At 50.9% G+C, this 24328-nt stretch carries 29 protein-coding genes; 2 read left to right on the top strand and 27 right to left on the bottom strand.

The window, feature by feature from the left end; translation table 11 throughout:
- Positions 1 to 64: 64 nt before the first annotated feature.
- From MKZ15_RS13940 to MKZ15_RS14060, 25 genes are all read right to left on the bottom strand, one after another.
- Entirely contained in the window at positions 65 to 682 is a 618-nt protein-coding gene (locus tag MKZ15_RS13940) for a flavin prenyltransferase UbiX (RefSeq protein ID WP_155605364.1), read from the bottom strand.
- Positions 682 to 1554 carry a UbiA-like polyprenyltransferase gene (locus MKZ15_RS13945; RefSeq protein ID WP_155605365.1) on the bottom strand — a complete coding sequence of 291 codons (873 nt, stop codon included), beginning with the start codon at positions 1552 to 1554 and terminating at the stop codon, positions 682 to 684. The genes MKZ15_RS13940 and MKZ15_RS13945 overlap by 1 nt, the downstream gene beginning before the upstream one ends.
- On the bottom strand, positions 1547 to 2275 hold the full coding sequence (locus MKZ15_RS13950; RefSeq protein ID WP_155605366.1) for a demethylmenaquinone methyltransferase: 729 nt from the start codon (positions 2273 to 2275) through the stop codon (positions 1547 to 1549). The genes MKZ15_RS13945 and MKZ15_RS13950 overlap by 8 nt, the downstream gene beginning before the upstream one ends.
- A 12-nt stretch (positions 2276 to 2287) precedes the next feature.
- Entirely contained in the window at positions 2288 to 3160 is an 873-nt protein-coding gene (locus MKZ15_RS13955) for a heptaprenyl diphosphate synthase component 1 (protein ID WP_155605367.1), read from the bottom strand.
- A 125-nt stretch (positions 3161 to 3285) separates the two neighbouring features.
- Positions 3286 to 3825, bottom strand: a complete 540-nt coding sequence (locus MKZ15_RS13960) for a hypothetical protein (RefSeq protein WP_155605368.1) — start codon at positions 3823 to 3825, stop codon at positions 3286 to 3288.
- A 111-nt stretch (positions 3826 to 3936) separates the two neighbouring features.
- Positions 3937 to 4191: a trp RNA-binding attenuation protein MtrB gene (gene mtrB, locus MKZ15_RS13965; protein WP_155605369.1), complete on the bottom strand. Its 255-nt coding sequence runs from the start codon at positions 4189 to 4191 to the stop codon at positions 3937 to 3939.
- A gap of 122 nt (positions 4192 to 4313) precedes the next feature.
- A complete protein-coding gene (locus MKZ15_RS13970) occupies positions 4314 to 4586 on the bottom strand; it encodes an HU family DNA-binding protein (RefSeq protein ID WP_059043418.1) in 273 nt (90 codons plus the stop codon).
- A gap of 366 nt (positions 4587 to 4952) precedes the next feature.
- Positions 4953 to 6431 carry a stage IV sporulation protein A gene (spoIVA, locus tag MKZ15_RS13975; protein WP_059044785.1) on the bottom strand — a complete coding sequence of 493 codons (1479 nt, stop codon included), beginning with the start codon at positions 6429 to 6431 and terminating at the stop codon, positions 4953 to 4955.
- Between the two features lie 427 nt (positions 6432 to 6858).
- Positions 6859 to 7617: a hypothetical protein gene (locus MKZ15_RS13980; RefSeq protein WP_339816586.1), complete on the bottom strand. Its 759-nt coding sequence runs from the start codon at positions 7615 to 7617 to the stop codon at positions 6859 to 6861.
- Positions 7618 to 7647: 30 nt separating this feature from the next.
- Positions 7648 to 7998, bottom strand: a complete 351-nt coding sequence (locus tag MKZ15_RS13985) for a 2Fe-2S iron-sulfur cluster-binding protein (protein ID WP_155605371.1) — start codon at positions 7996 to 7998, stop codon at positions 7648 to 7650.
- Positions 7999 to 8005: 7 nt separating this feature from the next.
- On the bottom strand, positions 8006 to 8644 hold the full coding sequence (locus MKZ15_RS13990) for a hypothetical protein (RefSeq protein WP_213622824.1): 639 nt from the start codon (positions 8642 to 8644) through the stop codon (positions 8006 to 8008).
- A gap of 43 nt (positions 8645 to 8687) precedes the next feature.
- Positions 8688 to 8867 (bottom strand): DUF2768 family protein, encoded by a 180-nt coding sequence (locus tag MKZ15_RS13995; RefSeq protein ID WP_193415978.1) that lies wholly within the window; start codon positions 8865 to 8867, stop codon positions 8688 to 8690.
- Positions 8868 to 9032: 165 nt separating this feature from the next.
- A complete protein-coding gene (locus MKZ15_RS14000; RefSeq protein WP_193415977.1) occupies positions 9033 to 9305 on the bottom strand; it encodes a stage VI sporulation protein F in 273 nt (90 codons plus the stop codon).
- A 280-nt stretch (positions 9306 to 9585) separates the two neighbouring features.
- Entirely contained in the window at positions 9586 to 10626 is a 1041-nt protein-coding gene (locus tag MKZ15_RS14005) for an NAD(P)H-dependent glycerol-3-phosphate dehydrogenase (RefSeq protein ID WP_213622823.1), read from the bottom strand.
- Positions 10619 to 11230, bottom strand: a complete 612-nt coding sequence (gene plsY / locus MKZ15_RS14010) for a glycerol-3-phosphate 1-O-acyltransferase PlsY (RefSeq protein WP_339816587.1) — start codon at positions 11228 to 11230, stop codon at positions 10619 to 10621. The genes MKZ15_RS14005 and plsY overlap by 8 nt, the downstream gene beginning before the upstream one ends.
- Positions 11231 to 11241: 11 nt before the next feature.
- Positions 11242 to 12564, bottom strand: a complete 1323-nt coding sequence (der, locus tag MKZ15_RS14015; RefSeq protein ID WP_155605375.1) for a ribosome biogenesis GTPase Der — start codon at positions 12562 to 12564, stop codon at positions 11242 to 11244.
- Positions 12565 to 12750: 186 nt separating this feature from the next.
- The gene (gene rpsA / locus MKZ15_RS14020; RefSeq protein WP_155605376.1) at positions 12751 to 13986 is read right to left on the bottom strand and encodes a 30S ribosomal protein S1; all 1236 of its coding nucleotides are present in this window, start codon (positions 13984 to 13986) and stop codon (positions 12751 to 12753) included.
- A 224-nt stretch (positions 13987 to 14210) separates the two neighbouring features.
- Positions 14211 to 14792 (bottom strand): lysophospholipid acyltransferase family protein, encoded by a 582-nt coding sequence (locus MKZ15_RS14025; protein ID WP_155605377.1) that lies wholly within the window; start codon positions 14790 to 14792, stop codon positions 14211 to 14213.
- A 6-nt stretch (positions 14793 to 14798) separates the two neighbouring features.
- Positions 14799 to 15497, bottom strand: coding sequence for a (d)CMP kinase (cmk, locus tag MKZ15_RS14030; RefSeq protein ID WP_339816588.1), 699 nt, complete (start codon positions 15495 to 15497; stop codon positions 14799 to 14801).
- Between the two features lie 114 nt (positions 15498 to 15611).
- Complete coding sequence (locus tag MKZ15_RS14035) at positions 15612 to 15821, bottom strand: hypothetical protein (RefSeq protein ID WP_155605379.1); 210 nt, start codon at positions 15819 to 15821, stop codon at positions 15612 to 15614.
- Positions 15822 to 15918: 97 nt separating this feature from the next.
- The gene (locus MKZ15_RS14040) at positions 15919 to 16572 is read right to left on the bottom strand and encodes a flagellar brake domain-containing protein (protein WP_155605380.1); all 654 of its coding nucleotides are present in this window, start codon (positions 16570 to 16572) and stop codon (positions 15919 to 15921) included.
- Between the two features lie 147 nt (positions 16573 to 16719).
- Positions 16720 to 18084, bottom strand: a complete 1365-nt coding sequence (gene ypeB / locus MKZ15_RS14045; RefSeq protein WP_339816589.1) for a germination protein YpeB — start codon at positions 18082 to 18084, stop codon at positions 16720 to 16722.
- Positions 18085 to 18919: 835 nt separating this feature from the next.
- Positions 18920 to 19612, bottom strand: a complete 693-nt coding sequence (prsW, locus tag MKZ15_RS14050) for a glutamic-type intramembrane protease PrsW (protein ID WP_193415969.1) — start codon at positions 19610 to 19612, stop codon at positions 18920 to 18922.
- 87 nt (positions 19613 to 19699) lie between these two features.
- Complete coding sequence (locus tag MKZ15_RS14055; protein ID WP_155605383.1) at positions 19700 to 20320, bottom strand: genetic competence negative regulator; 621 nt, start codon at positions 20318 to 20320, stop codon at positions 19700 to 19702.
- 199 nt (positions 20321 to 20519) lie between these two features.
- Positions 20520 to 20915, bottom strand: a complete 396-nt coding sequence (locus tag MKZ15_RS14060; protein WP_339816592.1) for a hypothetical protein — start codon at positions 20913 to 20915, stop codon at positions 20520 to 20522.
- An 87-nt stretch (positions 20916 to 21002) separates the two neighbouring features.
- Between MKZ15_RS14060 and MKZ15_RS14065 the strand changes: the two genes are divergently transcribed.
- The gene (locus tag MKZ15_RS14065) at positions 21003 to 21962 is read left to right on the top strand and encodes a polysaccharide deacetylase family protein (RefSeq protein ID WP_213622821.1); all 960 of its coding nucleotides are present in this window, start codon (positions 21003 to 21005) and stop codon (positions 21960 to 21962) included.
- Between the two features lie 51 nt (positions 21963 to 22013).
- Here MKZ15_RS14065 and MKZ15_RS14070 read toward each other — a convergent pair whose 3' ends face one another.
- Together MKZ15_RS14070 and MKZ15_RS14075 are read right to left on the bottom strand one after the other, a co-directional pair.
- Positions 22014 to 22661: a hypothetical protein gene (locus MKZ15_RS14070; protein WP_339816595.1), complete on the bottom strand. Its 648-nt coding sequence runs from the start codon at positions 22659 to 22661 to the stop codon at positions 22014 to 22016.
- Entirely contained in the window at positions 22658 to 23251 is a 594-nt protein-coding gene (locus tag MKZ15_RS14075) for a type II CAAX endopeptidase family protein (RefSeq protein WP_339816597.1), read from the bottom strand. The genes MKZ15_RS14070 and MKZ15_RS14075 overlap by 4 nt, the downstream gene beginning before the upstream one ends.
- Positions 23252 to 23320: 69 nt before the next feature.
- On the opposite strand from MKZ15_RS14075, the gene MKZ15_RS14080 reads away from it, so the two are divergent.
- Positions 23321 to 24241, top strand: a complete 921-nt coding sequence (locus MKZ15_RS14080; protein ID WP_339816600.1) for a hypothetical protein — start codon at positions 23321 to 23323, stop codon at positions 24239 to 24241.
- The last annotated feature ends 87 nt before the right edge of the window (positions 24242 to 24328 follow it).

Here is a 24328-nt window from a genome sequence, read left to right on the forward strand (position 1 = left end):
GACGTCGAAATAGTGAAATACGGGCCAAACGTTGCTATATCTGATTTTACCGATGAGGATGTCTTTATTCTCCCTGTTGTTCATCTTGATCCCCCCATCTTCTGAATAACGCGTGCTCAATCCCCAGACTGTCGAGCACTTTGCCGACTAGAAATGCGACCAGATCATCGATCGTCTGCGGCCCGAAATAAAACGCCGGCATCGCTGGAATCATACGTACGCCGAGTCTTGCCAGTTTCAACATATTCTCCAGGTGGATGGCATGAAGTGGCGTTTCACGGGGCACCAGCACTAACGGTCGGCCTTCTTTCAGCATGACGTCTGCCGCCCGAGCAATCAGATTGTCCGATGTTCCGTTTGCGATCGAAGACAGGGTCCCCATGGAGCAGGGCATCACGATCATGCCATGGGTTAGAAATGAACCGCTAGCAATTGAAGCGCCAATGTCGGCGATCGGATGATACACTAGCTTCCCGGGGAGCGTGCCGAAATGCTCTTGCAGCGCAGCCTCTCGGTCGCTCGTGTTCCAGCCGAGCTCCTCCTTGATCACTCTCCATCCCGCATTCGATACGACGAGATGGACGAGGAAGTTCATGCCTAACAGCGTTTCTACCAGCTTCACGCCATAGATTGAACCGCTGGCTCCCGTGATGCCGACGACGATCGTTTTCGCTTTATCCATTAGTTATGACGCACCACCAAATCAATCAATGTAAAGGAAAATACCACGATACTAAGCACGCCGTTCATGGTAAAGAAAGCCGTTTGCAGCCGGCTGAGATCGCTCGGGGAAACGATATGGTGTTCGTAAAATAAAATGATATAGGCGATCACCATTCCTGCGACATACCACCATCCCAGATCCGTCATCAACAGCAAAGCGATGAAGCCCAGCGCGGTGATCATATGAAACGCTTGAGCGATTTTAAGCGATTTGGCAACACCAAACCGTACGGGAATGGAATGAAGGCCTTCTTTGGTATCAAATTCCACATCCTGACAAGCGTAGATGATATCAAAACCAGCAATCCAGAACGTAATGGTTGCGAAGAATACCATCGCGGTCCAGTCAACTTGTCCAGTAACGGCCGCCCATCCGCCAAGCGGAGCTAGAGCGATCGTCAAGCCAAGAACGACGTGGCAGAGCCAGGTGAAACGTTTGGTATAAGAGTAGAATACGAGCATAATAACGGCAATGGGTAGAAGCTTCAGCGCCAGCGGGTCCAACTCGGCAGCAGCCCAGAACAGCAGAGCAAAGGAGGCAATGACGAACACTACAACCTCCCCGATTTTCAAGAGGCCCTTAGGAATCGCGCGATTTGCGGTTCGAGGGTTCTTTGCGTCGCTGACACGGTCGATCAGGCGATTAAGCCCCATAGCGGCGCTGCGCGCCCCGATCATCGCTAATAGCACCCAGCCGATTTGTGCCCAGGAAGGCAGCTCTTGATGAATCGCTACGGATCCCAGTAAGGCAGCCATAAAGGCGAAAGGTAAAGCGAATACGGTATGCTCGAATTTGATCATCTGCAGAAAAATTACGATTTTCTTAAACATGGTGCGTCTCCTTCGTTCCGATGTGCAAAGCGGCAATCCCGCCGGTTAAAGGATACGCTTCGACCCGGGCTAGTCCCGTCTCCCGGAAGATTTCCGCCAGTTCCAGGCGGCCGGGAAATTGAACGAGGGAATCGGGCAGCCATTTGTATTGCTCATACCGTTTTGCGACTAACTTGCCAAGCATCGGAAGCATTTTCTGAAAGTAAAAATAATAAAGTCCTTTGAACGGCTGCCAGGTCGGTTTGGACAACTCCAGGCAAACGACCTTGCCTCCGGGTTTCACGACGCGCTGCATTTCCCTCAGTACCTGACGTAAATCGGGGACGTTTCGCAGACCGAAGCCAATTGTGGCGTAGTCGAACTTATTGTCTTCAAAAGGCAGTTCCATCGCGTTCCCTTGTATCAGGGTGATCGACGAATCAAGATGGCGTTCTTTCACCTTGCGGCGGCCGTATTCCAGCATCTGCTCGCTAAAATCCAAGCCAACGATCGGTCCCCCGCTCGCCTCGGCCATACTGATCGTCCAATCGCAGGTACCGCAACACAAATCAAGTGCCCTATCCCCAGGGGACATGTTCATTTTGGCCATCGTGAATTTCCGCCACGCTTTGTGGCGCCTAAAGCTGAGCAGGTCGTTCATCATATCGTATTTCGGAGCAATGCTTTCGAATACGGAGTGGACGAACTGTTCTTTTGTCTCGGATGAAGACGATTGACTCATCTGCTTATCTCCCTACCCTTCTTGCACGGATCGGCGTGCTGGTGACAGCACGTTGATGAAAGGCTCAAGAATGGATTTGAGCTCAGTTCGTACCGTTTCCTTCTTGCATTCATGGAGCAGCGATTGAACATGATCCACCGATTGGTGCAGCATGGACATCAACTGTTCCTTGATATTGTATTTCACGAGCATCAGCGTCCAGTCGCGTTCGCCAACTTTACGTGCGGATAACGTATCCTTGTCCTCCGAGGACCCGGTTTCCATAATCCGCAAATACGCATATCCTTTGCGGTCGTGCGGCAGTTCAGAGGAAGCCTGGATTTCATCCAGCATGACTTCACAGCGGCTTAATTCAGCAAGAAGTTTCCGCCAAACCTGCTGCACCGACTTGTCCAACAGCTCCGTAAAAGAAAGAAAAAGCCCCATTTTGACATGGACGCATTCCTTTAGGTACTCCTCAGCAGGCAATACGACCCGCTTCAATTTGCTGTAGAGCTGGACTTTCAAGCGGTTCACCTCGCAGATCGCCGAGCTCATTCGTGGAACCATATTCGTCTCTCCGGCACCCGCGAGCAGATGATAAAATACGCCGCTGAAATAGTCGCCGGCCAGCACCTTGAGTTGACGCGAACGCATTGCCCGCGTCGCTTCGCCAAGTCCGGATGCCAGGTCGATACGATCATGCGTATCCATGCCGAGCTGTACAAGGAAGGCCGCTAAAGCGCATGTTTCCGCCGACTCGGGCGGACGGCCCTCCCGCTCGTTTAAAAACGTATAAAGCAAACGAACACGGGGCACCGGAAACTCCGGAAGCGCCGTGTATGCGGTAATCATGTCATAACTGACATACTTATTAGCCAATTCTGTTATGCGATAAGGTTTCATCCTTTGCCTCCGTGCCGCTGATCTTTCAGTAATAAAGCTGTCACAATCTTGTCTATTATAGCATATGTTATTTCACTGCGCACAGAGGCTAGACGCGAATTCGACACATCCGTCATTCGAGTCAGCTACTCCTGCAGAAAACGCGACTTCCATAAACGGGTTTCCGTCACCCGCATGCGCAGCCGCAGGGCTTCTGGCAGTTCGCCACTCCCGGCATGCCGAAGCGCGTTCAGCTCCTCCGCCGAGAATTCGCTGCGTCTGACATCGGCAGCCAAGAGCAAATATTTGGTGCCGAGCCAGCGGTCCTCCGCCATCAAGCGCAGCAGCAGTTGATCGATATTACTCGTGTGCTCGAACGCAAAAGAAACCATTTCGGCCATTCCCCGGTAAACGTCATCGACACCAACCTGATCGCCTTCGACCTTCAGATCGATGGACAAGATGTTCCGGTTCAGCTCGACCTTAGCGATAGGCATCGGAAGCTGAAGCGGAACTAATGCGTCAACGAGGTTATCGTCGGTCAACTCGGCTGGAGACGGTCCGGCAAACACCGTGGTCGCCTGCCGCGGCTGGGTGGGGTGTTCACTGAACCAAGCTACGCCCGCCATGGCCAGCGCACAACCGAACGTAAGCAGTATGGCCCGTAGGGCTAATTTTCGTTTCATGGGGCACTCCCCCTTCAGGTACACTCGGACAACGGAGTCCCTCCTGTCCAAGAGTTTCTTATACCCCATTCTACATAGAAAAAAAGCAGGCTATGCCTGCAGAATAGAAAATCATTCTTCCGTGTCAATCATCCCATGCTTCGTATAAACGAGCGCTTTGCCGCGAACCTTGACTGCCGACGTGTGGTCGGTAAACTGGGCGATGAGCACCTCACCCTTGTCCAATTTCTCAGTATGATGAAACCGCGTATCCTTCCCGCGGGTCAGCCCGATGACCGTAACCCCTTGTTCCTTGGCTTTAACCACGAAATAGTCTCCGCTGGTGGTCGTCGCTTGATCGTTTCCGCCGCTGTGCTGGTTATCCATGATGGTTGCGCCTCTCCCTTCGTCAATTTGACAGACTGCTCTCCATCTACGCCTCCCGCGAAAAGAAAAAGCCGTGAACGAGAAGCCCACGGTCTTTTGCACGGAAAGATATGTAGAAATCTTTATTTAATTCCGTCTTTGAGCGCTTTACCTGGTTTGAAAGCAGGGATTTTGCTCGCAGGGATTTCGATTTCCTCTCCGGTTTGCGGGTTGCGGCCTTTGCGGGCGGAACGCTCGCGGACTTCAAAGTTGCCGAAGCCGACCAGTTGAACTTTGTCTCCGTTTTGCAGCGCTTCGGAAATGGCTTCGAAAACGGCGTCAACCGCTTTAGTTGCGTCCTTCTTGGAAAGCTCAGTGCTTTCGGCTACTTGAGAAATCAAATCGGATTTGTTCATGTGTGATTCACCTCCCCACTACGGAAAATAATACCACTTGCTATTTGTGTTTCCGTTTTACCGCAGAATATACGTGATTTAAGCAATTCAATACGTACAAATTCCCCAAAAACGCGATGAAATCGCGCTTTCCGGGGGCGCGGAACAAATTTATAGTAATACAGCCCATGCATAATTTCAAGCTATTTCAAGGCTTCTCGGCGATTTTTCCTCATTTTGCACTATAAAAGTGGAGAATCTGCCCCTCAAACAACAAAACAACCGCACGCAGCTAGGATCAGCATGCGCGCGGTCATTGAGGAGGAATTGCCAAGAATTAAGAGTTTCAATCAGGTTAATAAGTCGGCTTTTCAGCACCGAGAAGGTCTATAAAATGATGGCGATGAGGCCGCCGGAGCCTTCGTTAATAATCCGCCCCAGCGTTTCCTGCAGCTTATAGCGGGCGTTGTCCGGCATCATGGCAATTTTACCCTGAATGCCTTCGCGCACGATGGAGTGCAGGGAACGACCGAAGATGTCGGACTCCCAAATCTTGATCGGATCGTTCTCGAAATCCTGCATCAGATAACGGACGAGTTCTTCGCTTTGCTTTTCGGTCCCAATGATCGGCGCGAACTCCGACTCGACGTCGACGCGAATCATATGAATCGAAGGAGCTGTCGCCTTCAGCCTTACGCCGAAGCGAGAACCCTGGCGAATGAGTTCCGGTTCATCCAGCGCCATTTCCGCCAGCGTAGGTGCTGCGATGCCATAACCGGTCGTTTTGACCATTTCAAGCGCTTCAGCGAAACGGTCGTATTCCCGTTTGGCATGAGTAAACTCCTGCATCAGTTGCAGCAAATGGTCCTTGCCGCGGATTTCCACACCAACCACTTCCATCAGGATGCGGTCATATAAATCGTCCGGCGCGTACAAATCGATCTCAGCCACGCCTTGACCCATATTGAGCCCGCTGAGTCCGGCCCGATCGATGAAATCGTATTCCATGAAATTTCCGACGACCCGATCCACATCGCGCAAACGGCGAATGTCTTTGACCGTGTCGCGGACAGAGTTCTCATAATTGCTGCGCAGCCAGTGATTCTCATTCAGCACCATGACCCAGCTAGGCAGATTGACGTTGACTTCGTGTACCGGGAATTCATAGAGGACTTCGCGGAGAACGCCGGTCACGTCTTCTTCCGTCATCGTCGCCGCACTAAGCGTAATGACCGGAATGTCATACTTTGCGGCCAACTCGCCGCGAAGCTGTTGCGCTTCCTCACTATTCGGCCGGGTCGAGTTGATCACCAGCACAAACGGCTTGCCAACCTCCTTCAATTCGGCGATGACCCGCTCCTCTGACTCTACGTAAGAGTAACGCGGAATATCGGCGATCGTTCCATCGGTTGTCACAACGACACCTAGGGTGGAGTGCTCCTGGATCACTTTGCGCGTCCCGATTTCCGCCGCTTCTTGGAACGGAATCGGTTCTTCAAACCATGGCGTGGAAATCATCCGTGGTCCGTTTTCGTCCTCGTAGCCTTTTGCGCCTTCCACGGCGTATCCGACGCAATCTACAAGTCTTACGTTGACCTCGAGCCCTTCAGCCACCTTGATTTGCACCGCATTGTTCGGGACGAACTTCGGTTCGGTCGTCATGATGGTTTTGCCGGCGGCGCTTTGCGGAAGTTCATCTACCGCGCGGACCCGATCGGCTTCGTTTGCGATGTTCGGGAGAACGACCGTTTCCATAAAACGCTTAATAAAGGTCGATTTCCCGGTGCGGACCGCACCGACGACTCCCAAATAAATGTCGCCTCCGGTTCGTTCGGCAATGTCCTTAAAAATGTCCACTTTCTCCAATACCAATGATATCCCCTCCTCAAATTTCGCCGAAGGAAAAATGCCCCGTGAGCATCCGCTTCGTGATTCACCATGATTTTGGGCTTCGCTGCTGCGGCAGGAGCGGCAGCCCCTCTTGCCCGTGTCCGCCGCCGCAAACCTGTGGAAGGAACCTGAACGAAGCGGCGTAAACTCGTACATGCATTTGGACTAGTAACATCTTATGTACCAGATGCGAGAATATGACGGATAAAACCGTCCAAGCCCGTTTTTTTTTGCGAGGCCGCTCATTCAACCCGAACAAGGCGGGCACTTAACCGCCATACTCCCATTTGTATGAGTCTATCGGAAAAAGTATGACGCTCCCGGAGAAAGGAAGAACAAAAGGGACAAATTCGGAACAATAGCAAAAAGAAGCCTTTCGGAAAGAGTCCGAAAGACTTCATCATTAGCCGACGTACGGCACCGGTTCACTCCCGGTCCAACGATAAGGGAGCGACTTCACTGGAACGAACGCCGAACGGTCCGTAAGCCAAGCTCGCAAGTCCTCATCACCCTGCGGGGTTTTGCCGGACTGATCGATGGCCTGCATGATATCGAAGGCATAATCCACATACACGTTACCCTCCGCATCCATAAGGAAGGGAAGGGTCTCCCCGGAGTAGACGCTTGGTAAAGCCAAGCTCTCGGCATGCAGCAAAGGTAGATCAACGGTATACAAGCCCGGATAGGCCTCCCCGTCAGCCTTACTCGGCAGAGCGCCTCCGTGACTTGATTGATAGCTTAACACTTTCCGCTGGATATCGTTCACCTTTTGCATCGTGTTTAAATCCATGACTTTGACCGTTGGGTTAACTTCCTCATCGATCACGAGAAAATAAACGCTCCCGCCCTGCTCAAAAGCCGCTGACGGGAGTTCCTCCAAGTAGCCCTCCCGCTTCAATTGGTCCAAATCGATCCGATACTTCTCATACCGCGGAGTCTCCTCCCCGGCTGTAACGATTGGCAAGATCCCTTTCTCCTCTTGAAAGCGTTCCAAAGCCCGTTGTACGCGGTCCACGCTCTCTGTATAGGAAACCGGGCCCCCCTGCTGCCTGTCTCCGCGATACAAACATCCCGACAACAGGAAGGTCATCATCGTCGTTAAGATGACAACCAATGCCGCCGACCTCAACCGGGTCGGTTTCAAAATTGATAACTTCAACATGTTGTTATCCTCACTTTATCCCCTTCGTACTTACCATAACTCCTCATCTTCCCTCTGCCGTTCCAGTTGCTTGCGTATCGCCGCCTTAAGCGGGTCCTCCGGCAACCGCACGGCCACCTCACCACGAACTCCCGCCTGGCACGCCAATCGAACCCCCTGCTCCAGCAGAGGGCCAAGCTTGCGGCGCTCCGCATCGCTGGGCGGCGATAACGAGGCAGCCTGCTCCGGATCAACCTGAATCTTACACATCAGACAACCTGCGTTTCCCCCGCAGCGGGTTGCGATATGGATCTTCGCTTCGCGGGCGGCTCGAAGCACACTAGTGCCCGGCCGAACTTGAACGGTTTTCCCTAACGGCAGAAACGTAATTCGCCCTACCATGACACGCCTATGTTTCCTCGCCGCGATATTCCCGCCAGGGCCGGGAGAGCAGCGGACGGTCCAGTAACTCAGCTAGTCGTCCGACCCAATCGGATGACCACTCATTTCGTTGTAGCAACTCGTCTAACAGCGGCAGGTGCTGTTCCGGGGCCTTGCGGATCAATCCCGCAATCGGCAAATAGCGGTCAGGGCGCTGCCGCAACAGATTAAACACCAGTTCATGGGCTAACGGCATGACCGAAAAAGAGGTATCTCGAAGCGTCACACGCTGCGCTGCCGGCGCCAGTAACGCATCAACCTCAGTCCGGTAATACGCCCCGGCAGTATGAACCTCAAACCCGCCCACCAGTTCCACCGTCGATTCCTCGATACGGTAGTGGCTCAATTGTGAGGTGTATAACCCACTCCGGTCATGTCGTGGCTGATCCGTAGCAAACCGCTGGAGCCGCTCATGGAGTCGGCTTGCGGTGTCGAGATCGGCATAGATGTCGATGTCCCGCGGTGCCGTCGCGAGCGCAACTCCCTGCAGCCACAATCCGCAGCTGCCGCCCAGCAGCCAGATGCCATCCGCCTCCTCAAGGCTGGCGGCGAGCTTGCATAAGGCCTCCGTTAATTCGGCATAAGCCTTGCTTTCTTGTTGTTGCATGTATCTTCCTCTTCTCTTGGGTTCCGTGGTGCGAGGGTTCCTCTCAAGTAATCGACACAATCCCGGTCAAGAAACCCGCCAACATCATAAAAAAGGCGAGCAGCGATAAAATCCCCCGGACAATCCCTTTCGTCTTCGTTCGGGCAAACGTGATCAAAAATACGGAAATCCCCATGATCAAAACAGCCGCGATCGACAACCACATCTTCGTCATTGCATCCATGTGTTCGAATCTCCTACTATTTTTTTGCTTTAATATGATCCATATTATAGCATTATGCTGTCTTTCAGGCTATGTTCGCCCCAGGATTTGCAGAGATGCCCGAAACTAAATAAAGCCCCGCGGCATATGACCGCAGAGCTTAGGGGCAACAAGGAAACCGTTCAATTATTTTTTGATCATTAATTTCATCAAGGCTTCCATATTGGATGGATTCATGCCGCTCTTTTTTACGGCGTTCACAATCTCCTGAATCGTGCTTTCCGACACGGGGATCTTCGCCATCGTAGATACCTGCTTGATCAGCTTCCGCAATTCGGCTTCATTCTGCATCGTTGACGGCTTCACGGTGCTGGCCAGCTTTTTGACCGAGCCCTCCGAGATGGCTTTACCCGCCTTTTTATTGATGGCATTCAGGGCCTCTTTGGATATTTTGCTCACGCTTTCGCCTCCTCCGCTGTCCTCTTCAACCAATGTATGAGGAGGCGAATGCAAAGGTGCTGTCACCCCAGCAAAACGGGCTCTATAGTGGAAGTTCAAAAACTCGACTTTTGATCACGAAGTAGGCTCAATGTAGCAGATTCGGCATCGAATCTTGAATTCAGCAGGGCCTTCCGTTGCTCACGTAGGTCTGCCTACGCTCCGCTACTCAGTCCCAGCTTCATCCAACCTTCTCGGTGCTGAAAAGCCGACTTTTTGATCACGATTTTAATTTATTAAATCAAGTGTGCCATTGTTCCCAGGTTTCTAGGGACATCACTTCCATCTCCGTCTTTCGGTCGCGTCCCATCAGGGCTTCCACGGCGGTGCGTGGATCCAGATCCTCAAACAAGACATGATACAACTGTGCGGCAATCGGCATTTGCACCTGATATTTCTCGGAGATGGCGTGAGCCGCCTTTGTTGTACGGATGCCTTCCACAACCATGCCCATCTGATTTAAAACGGTTTCTAGCGGCTTGCCTTCGCCGAGCATAAACCCGGCCCGCCAGTTACGGCTGTGTTGGCTGGTCGCGGTCACGACAAGATCCCCAATCCCGGCCAATCCGGCAAACGTCAGCGGATTGGCCCCCATTTCAACGCCGACTCGCGTAATTTCTGCAAGCCCGCGGGTAAGCAATGCCGCCTTAGCATTGTCTCCGTATCCCAAGCCGTCGGACATCCCTGCGCCCAGCGCAATGATGTTCTTCAGCGCCCCAGCAAGCTCTACCCCGACCATATCGAGATTCGTGTATACGCGGAAATACGGGTTCATGAAGAGGTCTTGAGCTAACTCGGCCTGGGCCGCGACTTGTGAAGCGACCACCACGGTGGTTGGACAGCGTTTAACCACTTCCTCCGCATGGCTTGGTCCGGACAATACGACAATTCGTCCCTCTTCGCAGCCGAGCTCCTCGGCAATCACGGTCGATATCCGTTTCATACTCTCGATTTCAAAACCTTTAGTCGCATGCACCACTAGCATATCTTCATGCCAGAAGGGCTTTAACGCTCGGGCCACCTCACGTACGGCCGAGGAAGGCGCAACCATCACGACCGCTTTGGCACCGCGAACCGCGGCCTCCAAATCCGTGGTTGCGGCTAGCCGAGGCGACAGGTCGACTCCGGGCAGAAACCGCTCATTCCGGTGCTTCGTATTGATTTCTTCCTTTTGCGTTTCATTACGTGTCCACAAGGCAACTTCCATGTCTTTGTCGGCGAGCACGCTGGCAAGTGCTGTCCCCCAACTGCCCGCCACTAGCACGGCGGCTTTATTAGACAACGCGATCTCCTCCTTTGGAACCCAGCTTATTTTCTTTGCCGTGCACGATTTTCACGATATTCGTGCGATGTCTCCAGAAGGCGAATACGCAGATAATGAGACTCGTCCAGAAATAAGGACCAAATTCGCCGGAGACCGCCAGAAAAATTGGCGTCAAAAAGACGAAGATTAACGAACCTAGCGAGACGTACCGTGTAATAACAATCGATAATATCGCGATAATCCCCGCGTACAACGCGGGGAAGAAGAACAGGGTAGCCATGACGCCAATTGTGGTGGCAATCCCTTTTCCGCCGCGAAAGCGGAAATACAATGGCCAGTTATGGCCAATGATGGCCGCGATCCCGCTTAGCGCCGCTGTCCATTCCGCACCACCGCCCAGCCATCTTCCGATCCACACGGCGGCGATGCCCTTAAGCACGTCAAGCGCAAGAACGAGAATCGCCGGGCCTTTTCCGAGTACGCGAAGGGTGTTGGTCGCTCCTGCATTTCCACTTCCGTGTTGACGAATATCGATTCCTTTCAAAGCCTTCGCCAGCACCACGCTAAAGCTGATCGAACCAATCAAATAACAAAGGACTACAGCAATTACGGGTAAAATCACCTTATTCTCCCCTAACCTTCATCAGACTTACGCCGTGTAAACAGCCGAATGGGCGTCCCTTCAAAATCGAACGCAGCCCGAATTTTATTCTCCAGATACCTTTCGTAGGAGAAATGCATCAGCTCCGGATCGTTGACGAACACCACTATCGTTGGCGGTTTGACCGCGACTTGCGTCACGTAATTAATCCGCATACGCCGACCTTTGTCCGTAGGCGGAGGATTGATGGCAATCGCATCGGACACCACATCGTTTAGAAGGTGGGTTTGCACACGTTTGGTATGCTGATCCGCCACATGCTGAACGACCGGCAGCAACTTGTGAAGACGCTGCTTCGTTTTGGCCGACAAGAAAACGACCGGTGCGTAAGTCATGAACAGGAAGTGATCGCGAATCTTTTGCTCAAATTGGTGCATGGTTTTATCGTCCTTCTCGACCACGTCCCACTTATTGACGACGAAAATAGAAGCTTTGCCGGCTTCATAGGCATATCCGGCGATATGTTTATCCTGCTCGATAATCCCTTCTTCGCCGTTAATCAGCACCAGCACAACATCCGCCCGCTCAATCGCCTTCATCGCACGCATAACGCTGTATTTCTCCGTTGTTTCGTATACCTTCCCGCGTTTACGCATCCCCGCGGTATCGATCAGGACATAACGCTGACCGTCCTTCTCAAACGGCGTATCGATCGCATCGCGGGTGGTCCCGGCGATATCGCTGACAATGACCCGCTCTTCACCGAGAATCGCATTGACCAACGAGGATTTGCCGACGTTTGGCCGACCAATCAGAGCGACACGGATCACGTCTTCATCGTACTCGTCTTCCGCAAGCTCCGGCAGATTGTCGGCTATTGCATCAAGTAAATCGCCAATGCCGGTACCGTGGCTTCCCGATACCCCGATCGGATCCCCAAAGCCCAAATTGTAAAATTCATAAATATTGTCGATCCGGCCGATATTATCTACCTTATTGACAGCAACGATCACCGGCTTGCCGGACCGATACAGCATATTGGCGACCTCTTCGTCCGAGGAAGTCACTCCGGCTTTGGCATCGCACATAAATACGATTACGTCGGCCTCTTCAATGGCCAACTCGGCCTGCATCCGGATCGATTTTAAAATTGGCTCTTCATCATCGAGCTCGATCCCCCCGGTATCAATGATGCTGAACGATTTCCCGTTCCATTCCGAGGCACCATAAATTCGGTCACGGGTAATCCCCGGCTTGTCTTCCACAATCGCCAGGCGGTCTCCAATAATCCGGTTAAATATCGTGGATTTCCCCACGTTTGGCCTCCCGACTATAGCCACAACGGGTCTTGCCATAGACATCCCTCCTAATTCGTTATTAATTTCAAGTTCTGATTCTTCTATATAGGTTTCACTCGTTTATATACGAATACACGTTAATCATCATAGCAAAAAAACGTTTACTTGGCTAACCGGAACCACAACAAAAACGGCGAACCCGATCCTTCAGGGTCCGCCGATGTTCAAGCCACAAAAACCTGATTATTTCAGTTTGCTGAGCTTGTCGCCGAAGCGCTCGCCCAATGTGATGCTTAAGCCTTGGTTGCTCAGCGATACATTAGGGTTGTCGCCCAAGTCTTCTTTTCTCACGCTGCTGCCTTTGGAAGGTCTTTCGCTCTTCGGTGCAGGAGCAGGAGCTTCTTCTGTTTCCTTGATGCTAAGACTAACCCGTTTTTCGCTAGGGTTCACGTCAAGCACCTTCACTTGAACCGTTTGACCTTCTTTCAGCACTTCATGCGGAGTACCGATATGTTTATGCGAAATTTGAGAGATATGAACAAGTCCTTCTACCCCTGGCGCGATTTCCACGAAAGCCCCGAAGTTAACCAAACGTTTCACTTCGCCGCTGACGATGTCGCCGGTGTGGAACTGCTCAGCTGCAGTATCCCAAGGACCAGGTTGTGCTGCTTTAATGGAGAGGCTGATTTTGCCTTTCTCTGGATCAACTTTGAGTACCTTAACCTTCACGTTGTCCCCTTCGGACAAAACGTCAGCCGGTTTGTCGACGTGATTCCATGCGATTTCGGATACGTGAACCAGTCCGTCTACGCCACCTACGTCTACAAAAGCACCGAATTGAGTCAAGCGTTGAACCGTACCTTCCAGTACTTGACCTTCCTTCAAATCGCCCATGATTTTCAGCTTATTTGCTTCAAACTCTTCATCAAGAACATCTTTTTGGGAAAGGATCACTTTGTTGTTCTCGCGGTCAATTTCTTTAACTTTCACGCGCAATGTGCGGCCTTTATAGTCGCTGAAATCCTCAACGAAATGACGTTCCACCATCGACGCCGGAATGAAGCCGCGAACACCTACGTCAGCCACAATCCCGCCTTTAACGACGTCAGCCACTGTCACTTCGAACGTTTCGCCGCTTTCGAACTTCTTCTCCAGTTCTTCCCAAGCATTTTCGCTGTCGATCGCGCGTTTGGAAAGCACCAGTCGTTCCTTCTCGTCGTCGATGCTGACCACTTTCGTTTCTACTTCCTGGCCGACTGCAACAGCATCCGCAGCGTTGTCCAGGTGTACGGAGGACAGCTCGCGGATAGGAATAACACCGTCGTATTTATATCCAATGCTTACATAAGCTTGGTTATCTTCGATTTTGACGATCGTTCCCTTGACGGTGTCCCCTTTTTTCAAAGAGACGATTTGCTCCATCTCATCCTGGCTTGCGATTTCCGCAGCTTCTTGAACATTTTTTGTTTCTTCCGACATGTCAATAACCTCCTCAATTCAAAAACCCATTTATTTAAACCCGCCCTAAAGGTTATTCAAAAAGCCATCTTGGGTCACGAAGCGACTCAAGAAGCAGATACGAGGTCGAATCTCCCGACTTTTTGAACTTCCTCTTATAGCGATGTTCAAAACTTACTTCTAAGGCATAGCTTCCCTAATATCTTCAGCCTTCATGCATCCTATCTAGGCAAGACTTGAAGAAATTAAAGCTTTTTGAGTTCAGCGATGCTGGCCATAATCTTATCCGTGGCCCGCTCAGCCGCTTCAGGCCCGCCAATCTCCTTGAACTCCGTCAGATCAACCGGGGGTCCGTAGACGACGCGCATTTTTTGAAACAGTTTATAAGTGCCAATAATCGCGACCGGTATCACTGCAGCTTCACTGCGGAGCGCAAAGGTTGCCGCCCCTTTCTTGCCGACCACACTTTCCTCGGCCCCTTTTACCCGCCGGCCTTCTGGGAAAATCCCCATCACATGACCGCTGCGGAGCAAGGTGAGTGCAGTTTTGATCGATTCTTTGCTAACGCCTCCCCGTTTTACGGGAAACGCACCTAGTTGTCTGATGAGCCAACCGAAGCCAAAGATTTGAAACAATTCTTGTTTGGCCATAAAATGCACCTTGCGTTTCAGCAGGATGCCGATGGTAGGTGGATCAAACAAGGTGATATGGTTGGAGCAAAGGAGCACTCCACCCTCATTCGGGATATGCTCCAAGCCGCTCGCTTCCAAGCGAAAAAGCAGCTTGTAGAGAACCCGCAATACGCTTCGACAAAAACGATAGATCATCCTGGCTCAACTCTCACTTCCATAAGTTCTGCACAAAGATACGATATGGTCAGCAACCTCGTCCAAGGACATCTGCGTCGTATCCAGCAGTTGAGCGTCTTCCGCCTGACGCAGAGGGGAAACCTCCCGCTCCCGGTCCAGCCGGTCCCGCTCTTCGATCGAACGAACGAGCTCTTCAAAGGAAATCTCGTTCTGTTCCTTCATTTCCTTGTATCGGCGGCGTGCCCGTTCCTCGACGCTCGCGGTCATAAACACCTTGACTTCCGCATCAGGTAAAACACATGTGCCGATATCGCGTCCATCCATGACGACGCCTTTGCGCAAAGCCATTTGCCGCTGTAAAGAGACAAGCCGTTCACGCAGCCCCTCGATTTGCGCATATCGGGACACCTGAGCATTGACGGCCATCGAGCGGATTTCCTCCGTGACGTCCTGACCGTTCACCCGAACTTGTTGTCCATGTTCTCCAGGCAACAATTCGATATCCAGTTCAGGCAAATAACGCAGCACATTGTCCACTTCGTCCGGCCCGATTCCCCGTTGCAGAAAATACCATGTGGCTGCCCGATACATCGCGCCGGTATCGACATAAACATAATGCAAGCTGCCGGCAACCATTCGGGCTATCGTACTTTTCCCTGCCCCCGCAGGACCGTCGATCGCGATGTTGATTTTATCATGGGTTGTAGACGTCTCGGTTGCCAAAGGGGTATTCCTCCTCAAAACAAATCCTCAAGAAAAAAGCAGGCATTGCCTGCGACGTGAAAATTATACCACAGATAGAAAAGGGATGCAAAAGAATCGCTCCCTCTTTTCCCCTTATTCGCCCTGCTCCCTGTGGATCGGCACCCCTTCGTATTTTTCCGCCGAGGCGAGAATATAGCGAATCTCCGGGATCCGCAGCAGGATCTGAAACAAACATAGAGCCGCCAGTAGCACCAGCAACCCCCGCTTCAGCCAATGTTCTGCCTTTGCCGAAAACGACAGAAACAGCTCCGTGTAAATTTCATCATCTTGGGGTCGTTTCACATGATTCCCTCCTTGTCATGGCAACACCTTCAGAAACAGCGTCATGTCTAGCTTATCCATATAGGGAAATCGGGAATACATCGCCCTCTGATTGAAATCAGCGATTCTTGAAATCAAACTGCCGTTCGAAGCAATACCGAATCAGCTTTTGCCGTTCCAGGTCCGATATGCTGACGAATTTAAGCATCACCATCGTACGCCCCGCATCCAGCTTCTTGGTGCGTACGACCTCGGCTTCAAAAGGCGCGTGGTCAATCGAGCCGTTCTTGAACGGGATTAACAACCAACAGAACAGTTGATCTCCCTGGACGAGATTGAATACGCTGCTACAGCTAAAAGAGACGCCTCCGCCGCCGACATCTTCCGTATGGGTGACGAAGCGGACACCGTCCTTCATTTGAAGGGCAATTTCCAATTCTGCGACCACCCGCAAAAAATGACGTCGTTGAATTTTCGTGATGGTTTCCGGCTCAGGCTTGCGAATCCGCACCAACTGGACAACGTCGTCGGCAAAGCCCAGCACATATGTATTAAAGTAGTTTTTCACTCCGGATTCCGTTAAGAAATAAACGGATAACTCGTCCCCGATGTATAGCTTCTTGATGCGTCCGCTTCCGCTCTCGATCGGCACTTCGATCAAATAAGATTCTTCTTCCACGTCCGCGATCCGCGATTTACATTCCTTCTCTTCGTTGGACTTGTCCGCCGACGCGACTTGAATGTATACGAGATCGTTCACTTTAGGAAACAAGTTTCCCCACCGTCCTATGCCATGGTAGTATTGCTACCTCCTGATTATAGCACGGCAAGGCGCTTGCTGGGCCTTAAAATATTGCAGATAAGCCAAAAAGGAATCTTCCGGACGACCGGAACATTCCTTTATTTGCCGCACATCGTCTTATGAAGGCGTGGCACCTTTATTGTTGCGGTTTCGAATCTCTTCGATCATTTCTTCATTCCCATTCTCGGCGTTGATATAGATTCGGTATTGCGAACCGTTGATGGAACCGCCGAATTCGTAGGTCAGCACCTTCTCTGACTGCTCGTTTTCAATGAGTGCCAGGCGGTGGTATTTCTCCTTGTATTCCGGATTCAAATATTTACGCGCCTGTTGCAGCGTCAGTTTCGGTTTCCCTACCATTTCGCGACTTTCTCGTTCATAAACATAGTCGCTGGCTTGCATCCCTGTAACTTGTCCGTTGTCCAACGCGACGCGGATCGTGATTTTTTCCGGATATATCAACACGTCGCCTTGCTTGCTGATGAAAGTAAAGTTTCCTTCGTTATCGAATTCGTCGTACGAAACGGCCGTCAGCCCGGGATACCCTTTATTTTGCAGAAACTCACTGGCCCGTTCTCTTGCCGTACTCATATCCACGGCTTTGGGGCCGATTTGTCGATGGTAGACATAGGAGATCAAGTGACCCCCGTTCCGCGTGAAATCGAGCGACCACGTTTCGCCGCCTTTGCCGTTCGTCAGGTTCGCGGTATACGACGCCCATTCCGTACCCTTCCCGTTTTCCACGACCTGGATCGCTCCTGCGTTTTGAACGCCCGTAAATTCCGCCGTTTTGCGTTTGATTCCCTCAACCGTAATTGGTTTTCCGCCCAGCTTCTTCACCGAACGTTTATTGTACATGCTGGAAATGGATGGTCCCCAATCGAGCTCCGGATATTCGCCGACCTTTTTGTCTACGGTTTTAAAACCATCGATGATGGTATTGTCTCGCGGCTCTTTCTCGCTGGCTAGCGCCGTCTCAACGTCCATCCAGCGGAGCCGATTGGAGATCACTTTGTTCTGTACCCCTTGCAGATCTTGGGAGATTTGCGCGGAGCTTTTGTATAGCTCCTTCAGGTTCTTCATTTCGTTATTGTTCAGCGGCTGCTTGGTCAAATCACGAATGGCGGTTTGGTACGAAAATTTCGCAATTCGCGACAGGAACTCTTCCGTTTTGTTAAACGGGAGCAACGTTAGGGGTAGCTGATTAATTTCATTTTGCGCCTCACTGGTGATACGCCAAACGTTAACCAGACCTTTGCGCTGTGCACCCGTGGATGCTGAATTCACTGCTAAGGTGTTGCCCAATTCCATATGCAGCTTGTCCACATGATAGGACAAATCATGAAAAGCCCGCTGATATTGGTTTTCCGCCTTAATTAGAATCGAGTTTTTCTCCTGGTTCTCTTGATACCCCCAAACCAGGGCGCCGATCAACAGCACAGCGGTCACCGGAAACAGGATCGCACTCAGTCGTTTGTACATTGGGCTTATGCTCTCTCCCTTCTTCAACTAGGTTGGGATTAGTGTGACAAGAAGGAAAGAACTTTATGCATTATAGAAGTAGTTGAAAAAGCCGACTTTCGATCACGAAGCAGTTCAATGAAGCTCATTCGGCATCGGATCTTGGATTCACCCGGTCTCTCCGTTGCTCACGTAGCCTCCAGCTACGCTCCGCTACTCGATCCCTAGCTTCATCCAACCTCCTCGGTGCTCAAAACCCGTCTTTTTCAACATCATTGGAAATTAGTTCAAAAGCCGACTTTCGATCACGAAGCAGTTCAATGAAGCCATTCGGCATCGGATCTTGGATTCACCCGGTCTCTCCGTTGCTCACGTAGCCTCCAGCTACGCTCCGCTACTCGATCCCTAGCTTCATCCAACCTCCTCGGTGCTCAAAACCCGTCTTTTTCAACATCATTGGAACTTAGTTCAAAAGCCGACTTTCGATCACGAAGCAGTTCAATGAAGCCATTCGGCATCGGATCTTGGATTCACCCGGGCCTTCCGCTGCTCACGTAGCCTCCAGCTACGCTCCGCTACTCGATCCCTAGCTTCATCCAACCTCCTCTGCCCCCCTTACTGGGCTTCTTCCTCGATCTCGAAGTCATGTTGATTATTACACAAACATTGCTTGAAGCCGGTTTCGATCTGGCCGCGCTCTTTTTTGCCACGCAATACGAACCGCTCGCCGCACGCTCTACATATGATTCTGACCTTGACACGCACGAAAAAAGGCACCCCCTATTCTATCCAACTACGTGGCCCGTCTTCGCAGACGCACGAATCGCTAGAATTAGGATGCCCTATTCTTCCTAAATTAATCTTGCCCCTTAGCTCCCGGTGTCAGCCGGAATGGGGAACGGTTATTGGCCCGGTACATCTTGCCAAGCCCACCATACCACAGGAAAGCCATAAGCGGAACGATGTACCAAATCCAGTATTGGGTCGTATTGTTTAAGATCCAATCGTATACCCCATGCCAGAACAATGGGAACAACAGAGAGAAGATAAGGAATTTCCGACTTTGCCAACCGGTCGAAAATTTGGCTCGACCCAAGTAGTAACCCATCATGACCCCAAACATCGCGTGACCGGACACCGGAAGCAACGCCCGTACGATTAAGGTGCCTATTGAAGCATGACTCGCGAAAGCATACAATACATTTTCGACCGTCGCGAATCCTAACGAAATAGCCGCTGCATATAAAATCCCATCATACGGCTCATCAAACTCCGTATGGTTGTATATCATATGAAACAATACGAACCATTTCAGGACTTCTTCCACGCCAGCCGAAATGCCAAATGCCGTGACCAGAGGCCCTTCGCCCAGCCACATCGTCAAACCCCGCTGTATGATCATGACCGGTAAAACGATCAGGAAACCAAGCAGGAACACCCTGATGACCATATGCAGCGGTTCTGCATCATACTTGTCCTTGAGATAAAAATAAGTTAGCAGTGCAATACCGGGAGCTACCGCTGCGCTTGCTATCGAGAAAAAGAGCAACGGTTATCCCCCCTTATTGGCCGCTTGCCGTTTCTTGTCTCTCTCTCATATTGTTTCACGAGTCTGCCTTCGTGCGATACGTACGAATTAATCCTGGCGTTTGAAGTGGCTGCAAATCGTGTCCACCGCGTGGTCGGCCATGATCAAGTTCCCGTACTCTTCCAGCATCGCCGTAGTTACTGATGTTGCTTCGCCAAACTCAGCTAATACCGCAATCAGAGCAGGGTGTTTGCCCTCCTCCAACTCCTCCGGCTCCAGCTGAAGAACCCATTTCCCATTATATTTATACAGTCTGCCGGCATTCTGTAACATGGTCTTAAGTACATGCGCAGCTTCGATTAAATTTTCGAAATCGTCAAAGGAATACAGGATCGTATCGCTTTGCTCCAGCGTGACTTCCATTTCGTATACTTCATCCGGCAGTTCATCCTCATAAGGCGAGCCGATCCCGTGTTGATGGTGATCGTATTTGCCGCGTGTTACGATGACGACCATTCCTTGCGCAGGAAGTGCGAATACTTCCACAGCCAAAGGCCCAGTGGCGTCAAAGCCCACTTCGTTATAAGCCTGATCCATCATTTCGGTGAACAGGTCATGGACTTTGGGAATCTCCTGCCACATGTCCTCTTTCTGTATTCCGCGTTCGCTCAAATCGTCAAACGTGAGGAAAATCCGTACCTTATCCTGGCCTAGTCTTTCGATCTTCATACAGGATCCTCCTCTCTCTATGCCGTGTTACAACAGATTATGAAAGCTGTTGTTAAATGTGCTGGAAATGGTTCTTTGTATGTATGTTATCACTTATTTCCCCTAAATGCACGCTTTAAAATAGACCAAAAAAGAATCATTTTCCGCTCCCGGGCAAGGGATGGAAAATGATTCTTGAGCAGGCACGGCGGTGTCTGGTTTACAATCCTGGAACGGGCGTATGGGTCTCTTTGAGAATGGCTTCGACTTCACGACGCACATCGGCATCGGCTTTAATGAAGTCGGTCAACTGCTTCAGACTGTATTCCTTCGAATGATTCGAACCGGCCGCTGATATCGTGCCGGAACTGGGATACACCTGGGCGTTGTTTGCCCCTTTGGCCTTTGTTGCATTTTCGGACGCCGGACCTTCCGTCTTCAGCGCTGCCGACAGATCCTCGTTAGAGCTTTCGTGGCGATTTGAGGTCATGCTGGCAAACTTCAGGGCCGACCCCGCGCCATTCATCACCGACATCAGGCTTTGCTTACGTCTGGAAGCCCACATCGCAGCGAATACGCCGACCAATATGCCGCCTAAAAATGAGGAAGATTTCACGTAAAAAACCTCCTTGGTTATGTTAAAATCATCTGTAGTGTTCGCGGTTTGCCTTAAACTCATGCGGCATAAATACAGGAAAGCGAGATGACTCCTTTGCTCCACAAGAAACTCCTGCCCATCGCCGCCGCTTGTCTTATTCTTAGCTCATGCGGCCAGACTGATGCACAAAACGAACAAGCCACATCCAACCAAAATGCCATTCCAACTGTGGAGACGACGACGCCTGGGGGGAGTAACGAATCCGGACAGGTAAGCGACCCGCTTGACAGCTCAGTAACGACCGATCAGAATGCAAACTCAGGAAATTCGTCCGATCCAAGCGGCCAGACCGCAGGGGCGGATCAAAATGCAGAAAATGCCGCTACCGAAACGGCCGAACCCCAACTGATGTACCACATTAATAAAGCCTACAACGTTGTTCCAAATGACGAGAGTATTGAGAAGAAGGTCGTATTGCTTACGTTTGACGACGGACCGAAGGAAAAAGAAATGATTGACGGACTGATTGATACGCTGGACAAACACCAAGCGAAGGCGATTTTCTTCGTAAATGGATACCGCGTGAAAGCCCATCCCGAGCTGCTTCAGTTGATTAAGGAACGCGGACAAATCATCGGGAACCACAGTTGGGATCACATCGATTTAAAGAAGGAATCCGCAGCAAACATGCGCAAGCAGATCGAGGATGTGCAAAAGATCGTTAAGGATACAACTGGCGAAGCGCCTCGTTTTTTCCGGCCGCCATTTGGATCAGGCAACGAAACGACACACCAAATCGCAGACGATAACGATCTGGTTTACATGACATGGTCCAACGGTTCCCTTGACTGGGACAGCAAAAATAAAAACAAGCCGGATGCGGTCATTGCCAACGTTTTAGAGCAGCTTCATGCCGGGAGCAACATTCTCATGCACGAGCTCCCCTGGACCGTAGAAGCCCTAGATGAACTGCTGACACAACTGGAGCAAAAAGGATACGGATTTGTCGACCCTCGGAGTATCGGGCCTGCTCCGGTAGAGGCTGAAGCTGGAGGAACCAAATAAGGAACAAAATAAACCGTCAGGAGACCCCTCCTGACGGTTTTTCGCCTGTTTTTATAATCCGTGATTCTTCCCCCACGGAGAATCGCTAACGCCCCACCATAATAAATAAATGAGAATAATAACAAAAATGTACAGCAGCGAATTATAAAACCAACGAGTCATTTTCAACCGCTGCGACGGAAACAGCTCCTTACGAGTCGGCATCATTTCGAGTTCCGATTCCAAGCTCGTCATTTCAAGCAAATGCTCTTGACCCTCGTCAAGATGTTCTGCTTCGTCCAACAAACCGGAACCCGAGGATGTAGAGAACGGATGCTGCGGGATCGGTTCCTTTAATTTGGCTAAAGCGGCGACGGCTGCAGACTCGAACTTTCCATTCTCAGCCATAGCCAACTTCACCGGTTCAGGCTTTGACGCCGCTAGCGTCATTTTTCCACGCCGTCGTTCCTCAGGCGCTACCGTGCGCGGAATTAATAGACGGACCATTGTCTCGTCGCCAATCGCCGGCTTCTTCTCCGCAAAAGCATCGGGCATAACCTTCTCGTGGATGACCGTCGCCGTAGGTTCGGGTCGTGTAGGCTCGGGTGGTGCAGGCTCGGCCGCTGCCACTCCGGAGGAAAAGTTCCATGATGTGGAGGAGCTGCGCTTCACTCGATTTGGCTGACCGTAACGGTCCATTCGGCTTAAATGTTCGTTCATGACTCCCTCCGAAATTTGATCACCAAACCTGATACCAAATCGATCAGGAAGTGACATAGGATCGGCGCCCAAAGCGTCCCCGTTTGCAAATAGATGAACCCTAGACCGTAGCTGCTTGCGAACACCCATGCCGTTGGAATCCAGTGCCGCAAATACCGGACATGAATCGCGGCGAACAAGATACTCGTCCAATACGGGCCGATGCCATTCTGAATCGCCCCCCGAAACAACAATTCCTCGCAAATCGCTACGATCGCCGAGATCACGGCGATATGCCAGATCGGACGGTTGCGAAAGAGCAGTGAATTAATGCCTCCATCATCCATGCTTTCCTCGGAGATGAACCGAGACAACAGCATGTCCGCAACAAACATCACCGCTGCCAACCCCGCCCCCCAGTACAAAAATTCGACACTTTTCGGAAAATTGAACAGGTGAATCGGGTTTCTTTTCTGAAAAATAAGTATGACCAGACCGATAAACAAAGTAAGTCCTTGCGTTAGATACAAATTAATAAGCAGCAAACGATCGTTAAGCTGACCGGGGTCGACTTTTTGAATTTTTACGTCGCGTAATTTGAACTTTTTCATAGTTTTTGTCAAACCCTGTCCTTTATAATATTCTAGCGCATTCAATTCAATATGGTAAGGAGCATCCTCATGATTCGTAAAAATAATGCCAAATTCGAAATGCTGTTTTTGCTTGGTTTTCTTGCCACGCTGATTATCGCGTTTGGGACCTTCTTTCTAGGACTCAATATCGGCATCGACAAGACGGAAGCTAAATATGCCTATCTACAAACCGCCCCACCTGGAGAAGAAAACGAAAACTCCTATCAGCAACAGGATTTGGTCACGTTCTACTACGTGGTGTTCCAACCATACCAGCAATTCAAAGAGGATTATCTCACGCTGGTCGATGAAATGTCCCGCAGTTCCTCGAAGTCGGTCTCAGCGGACGCAATGAAGGAAATCCGCGAAAAGGCGAAAGCCGGTTACGAGCAAATTGCCGCCCAATCCATTGCGGATTCCTCGCCATTACTTAAGGAGGCTCAGACCGACTATTTAAAAAGCCTGAAGCTGTTCTCGGACAGCATCGACCAAGTCAAGGCAAAGGCAGGAAGCAAAAAAGGCGCGGAGCTAGCCAAAGCGGTCACCCAGGACGAATTCACGGTAAGCGCGAAAAGCTTTGGCCTGCAGGCGCAAAAGAAATATTATTCCTCGATCCTGAAATGGACCGCTAAAACCAAAAACGGCATTCCGGCCGATTATACTTACAAGAATAACATCGGCACTAAGGAATGGTCCGGCTATTCCCTCGCTGTGAAGAACAAAGCAATCACCGATATGATGGTGAATGAGCAACTTTATGTATCCTATCTGCCGCAGGATCTTACCTCCAAAATCGATCAGTTGATCAGTAGCGGAAATTCCGACGCTCTTAAACTGACCTCCGTAGCATCGATCGTTAAGGTTTTAACAGAAACGGATGCCGTTAAGAATAAGGAATTCGCGAAATGGAAATCAACGTATTATGCATCCGAATCTCTGCCGGAGCTGCCGTTCTTTACGGAGGATTAAACCGCAGGCCGGGTCGTCGGAATCAGACGCTTTTCGACATTAGTAAAATCATAACCAAAATTCTAGGCGGATTCAAGTTTGGTCAAA

Source organism: Paenibacillus sp. FSL R7-0216 (assembly GCF_037969915.1).
Classification (GTDB): Bacteria; Bacillota; Bacilli; order Paenibacillales; family Paenibacillaceae; genus Fontibacillus; species Fontibacillus rhizolycopersici.

Excerpts from the sequence above, each read along its gene's own strand:
- MKZ15_RS14080 (WP_339816600.1), top strand. The coding sequence starts at position 23,321 with ATGATTCGTAAAAATAATGCCAAATTCGAAATGCTGTTTTTGCTTGGT.
- mtrB (WP_155605369.1), bottom strand. The coding sequence starts at position 4,191 with ATGGATAACCAGCACAGCGGCGGAAACGATCAAGCGACGACCACCAGC.
- MKZ15_RS13945 (WP_155605365.1), bottom strand. The coding sequence starts at position 1,554 with ATGTTTAAGAAAATCGTAATTTTTCTGCAGATGATCAAATTCGAGCAT.
- ypeB (WP_339816589.1), bottom strand. The coding sequence starts at position 18,084 with ATGTACAAACGACTGAGTGCGATCCTGTTTCCGGTGACCGCTGTGCTG.
- MKZ15_RS13995 (WP_193415978.1), bottom strand. The coding sequence starts at position 8,867 with ATGGATGCAATGACGAAGATGTGGTTGTCGATCGCGGCTGTTTTGATC.
- MKZ15_RS14055 (WP_155605383.1), bottom strand. The coding sequence starts at position 20,320 with ATGAAGATCGAAAGACTAGGCCAGGATAAGGTACGGATTTTCCTCACG.
- MKZ15_RS13940 (WP_155605364.1), bottom strand. The coding sequence starts at position 682 with ATGGATAAAGCGAAAACGATCGTCGTCGGCATCACGGGAGCCAGCGGT.
- MKZ15_RS14025 (WP_155605377.1), bottom strand. The coding sequence starts at position 14,792 with ATGATCTATCGTTTTTGTCGAAGCGTATTGCGGGTTCTCTACAAGCTG.
- MKZ15_RS14065 (WP_213622821.1), top strand. The coding sequence starts at position 21,003 with ATGACTCCTTTGCTCCACAAGAAACTCCTGCCCATCGCCGCCGCTTGT.
- MKZ15_RS13980 (WP_339816586.1), bottom strand. The coding sequence starts at position 7,617 with ATGTTGAAGTTATCAATTTTGAAACCGACCCGGTTGAGGTCGGCGGCA.
- MKZ15_RS13970 (WP_059043418.1), bottom strand. The coding sequence starts at position 4,586 with ATGAACAAATCCGATTTGATTTCTCAAGTAGCCGAAAGCACTGAGCTT.
- MKZ15_RS13990 (WP_213622824.1), bottom strand. The coding sequence starts at position 8,644 with ATGCAACAACAAGAAAGCAAGGCTTATGCCGAATTAACGGAGGCCTTA.
- rpsA (WP_155605376.1), bottom strand. The coding sequence starts at position 13,986 with ATGTCGGAAGAAACAAAAAATGTTCAAGAAGCTGCGGAAATCGCAAGC.
- MKZ15_RS13960 (WP_155605368.1), bottom strand. The coding sequence starts at position 3,825 with ATGAAACGAAAATTAGCCCTACGGGCCATACTGCTTACGTTCGGTTGT.
- MKZ15_RS14070 (WP_339816595.1), bottom strand. The coding sequence starts at position 22,661 with ATGAACGAACATTTAAGCCGAATGGACCGTTACGGTCAGCCAAATCGA.
- der (WP_155605375.1), bottom strand. The coding sequence starts at position 12,564 with ATGGCAAGACCCGTTGTGGCTATAGTCGGGAGGCCAAACGTGGGGAAA.
- MKZ15_RS13950 (WP_155605366.1), bottom strand. The coding sequence starts at position 2,275 with ATGAGTCAATCGTCTTCATCCGAGACAAAAGAACAGTTCGTCCACTCC.
- MKZ15_RS13955 (WP_155605367.1), bottom strand. The coding sequence starts at position 3,160 with ATGAAACCTTATCGCATAACAGAATTGGCTAATAAGTATGTCAGTTAT.
- MKZ15_RS14075 (WP_339816597.1), bottom strand. The coding sequence starts at position 23,251 with ATGAAAAAGTTCAAATTACGCGACGTAAAAATTCAAAAAGTCGACCCC.
- MKZ15_RS13985 (WP_155605371.1), bottom strand. The coding sequence starts at position 7,998 with ATGGTAGGGCGAATTACGTTTCTGCCGTTAGGGAAAACCGTTCAAGTT.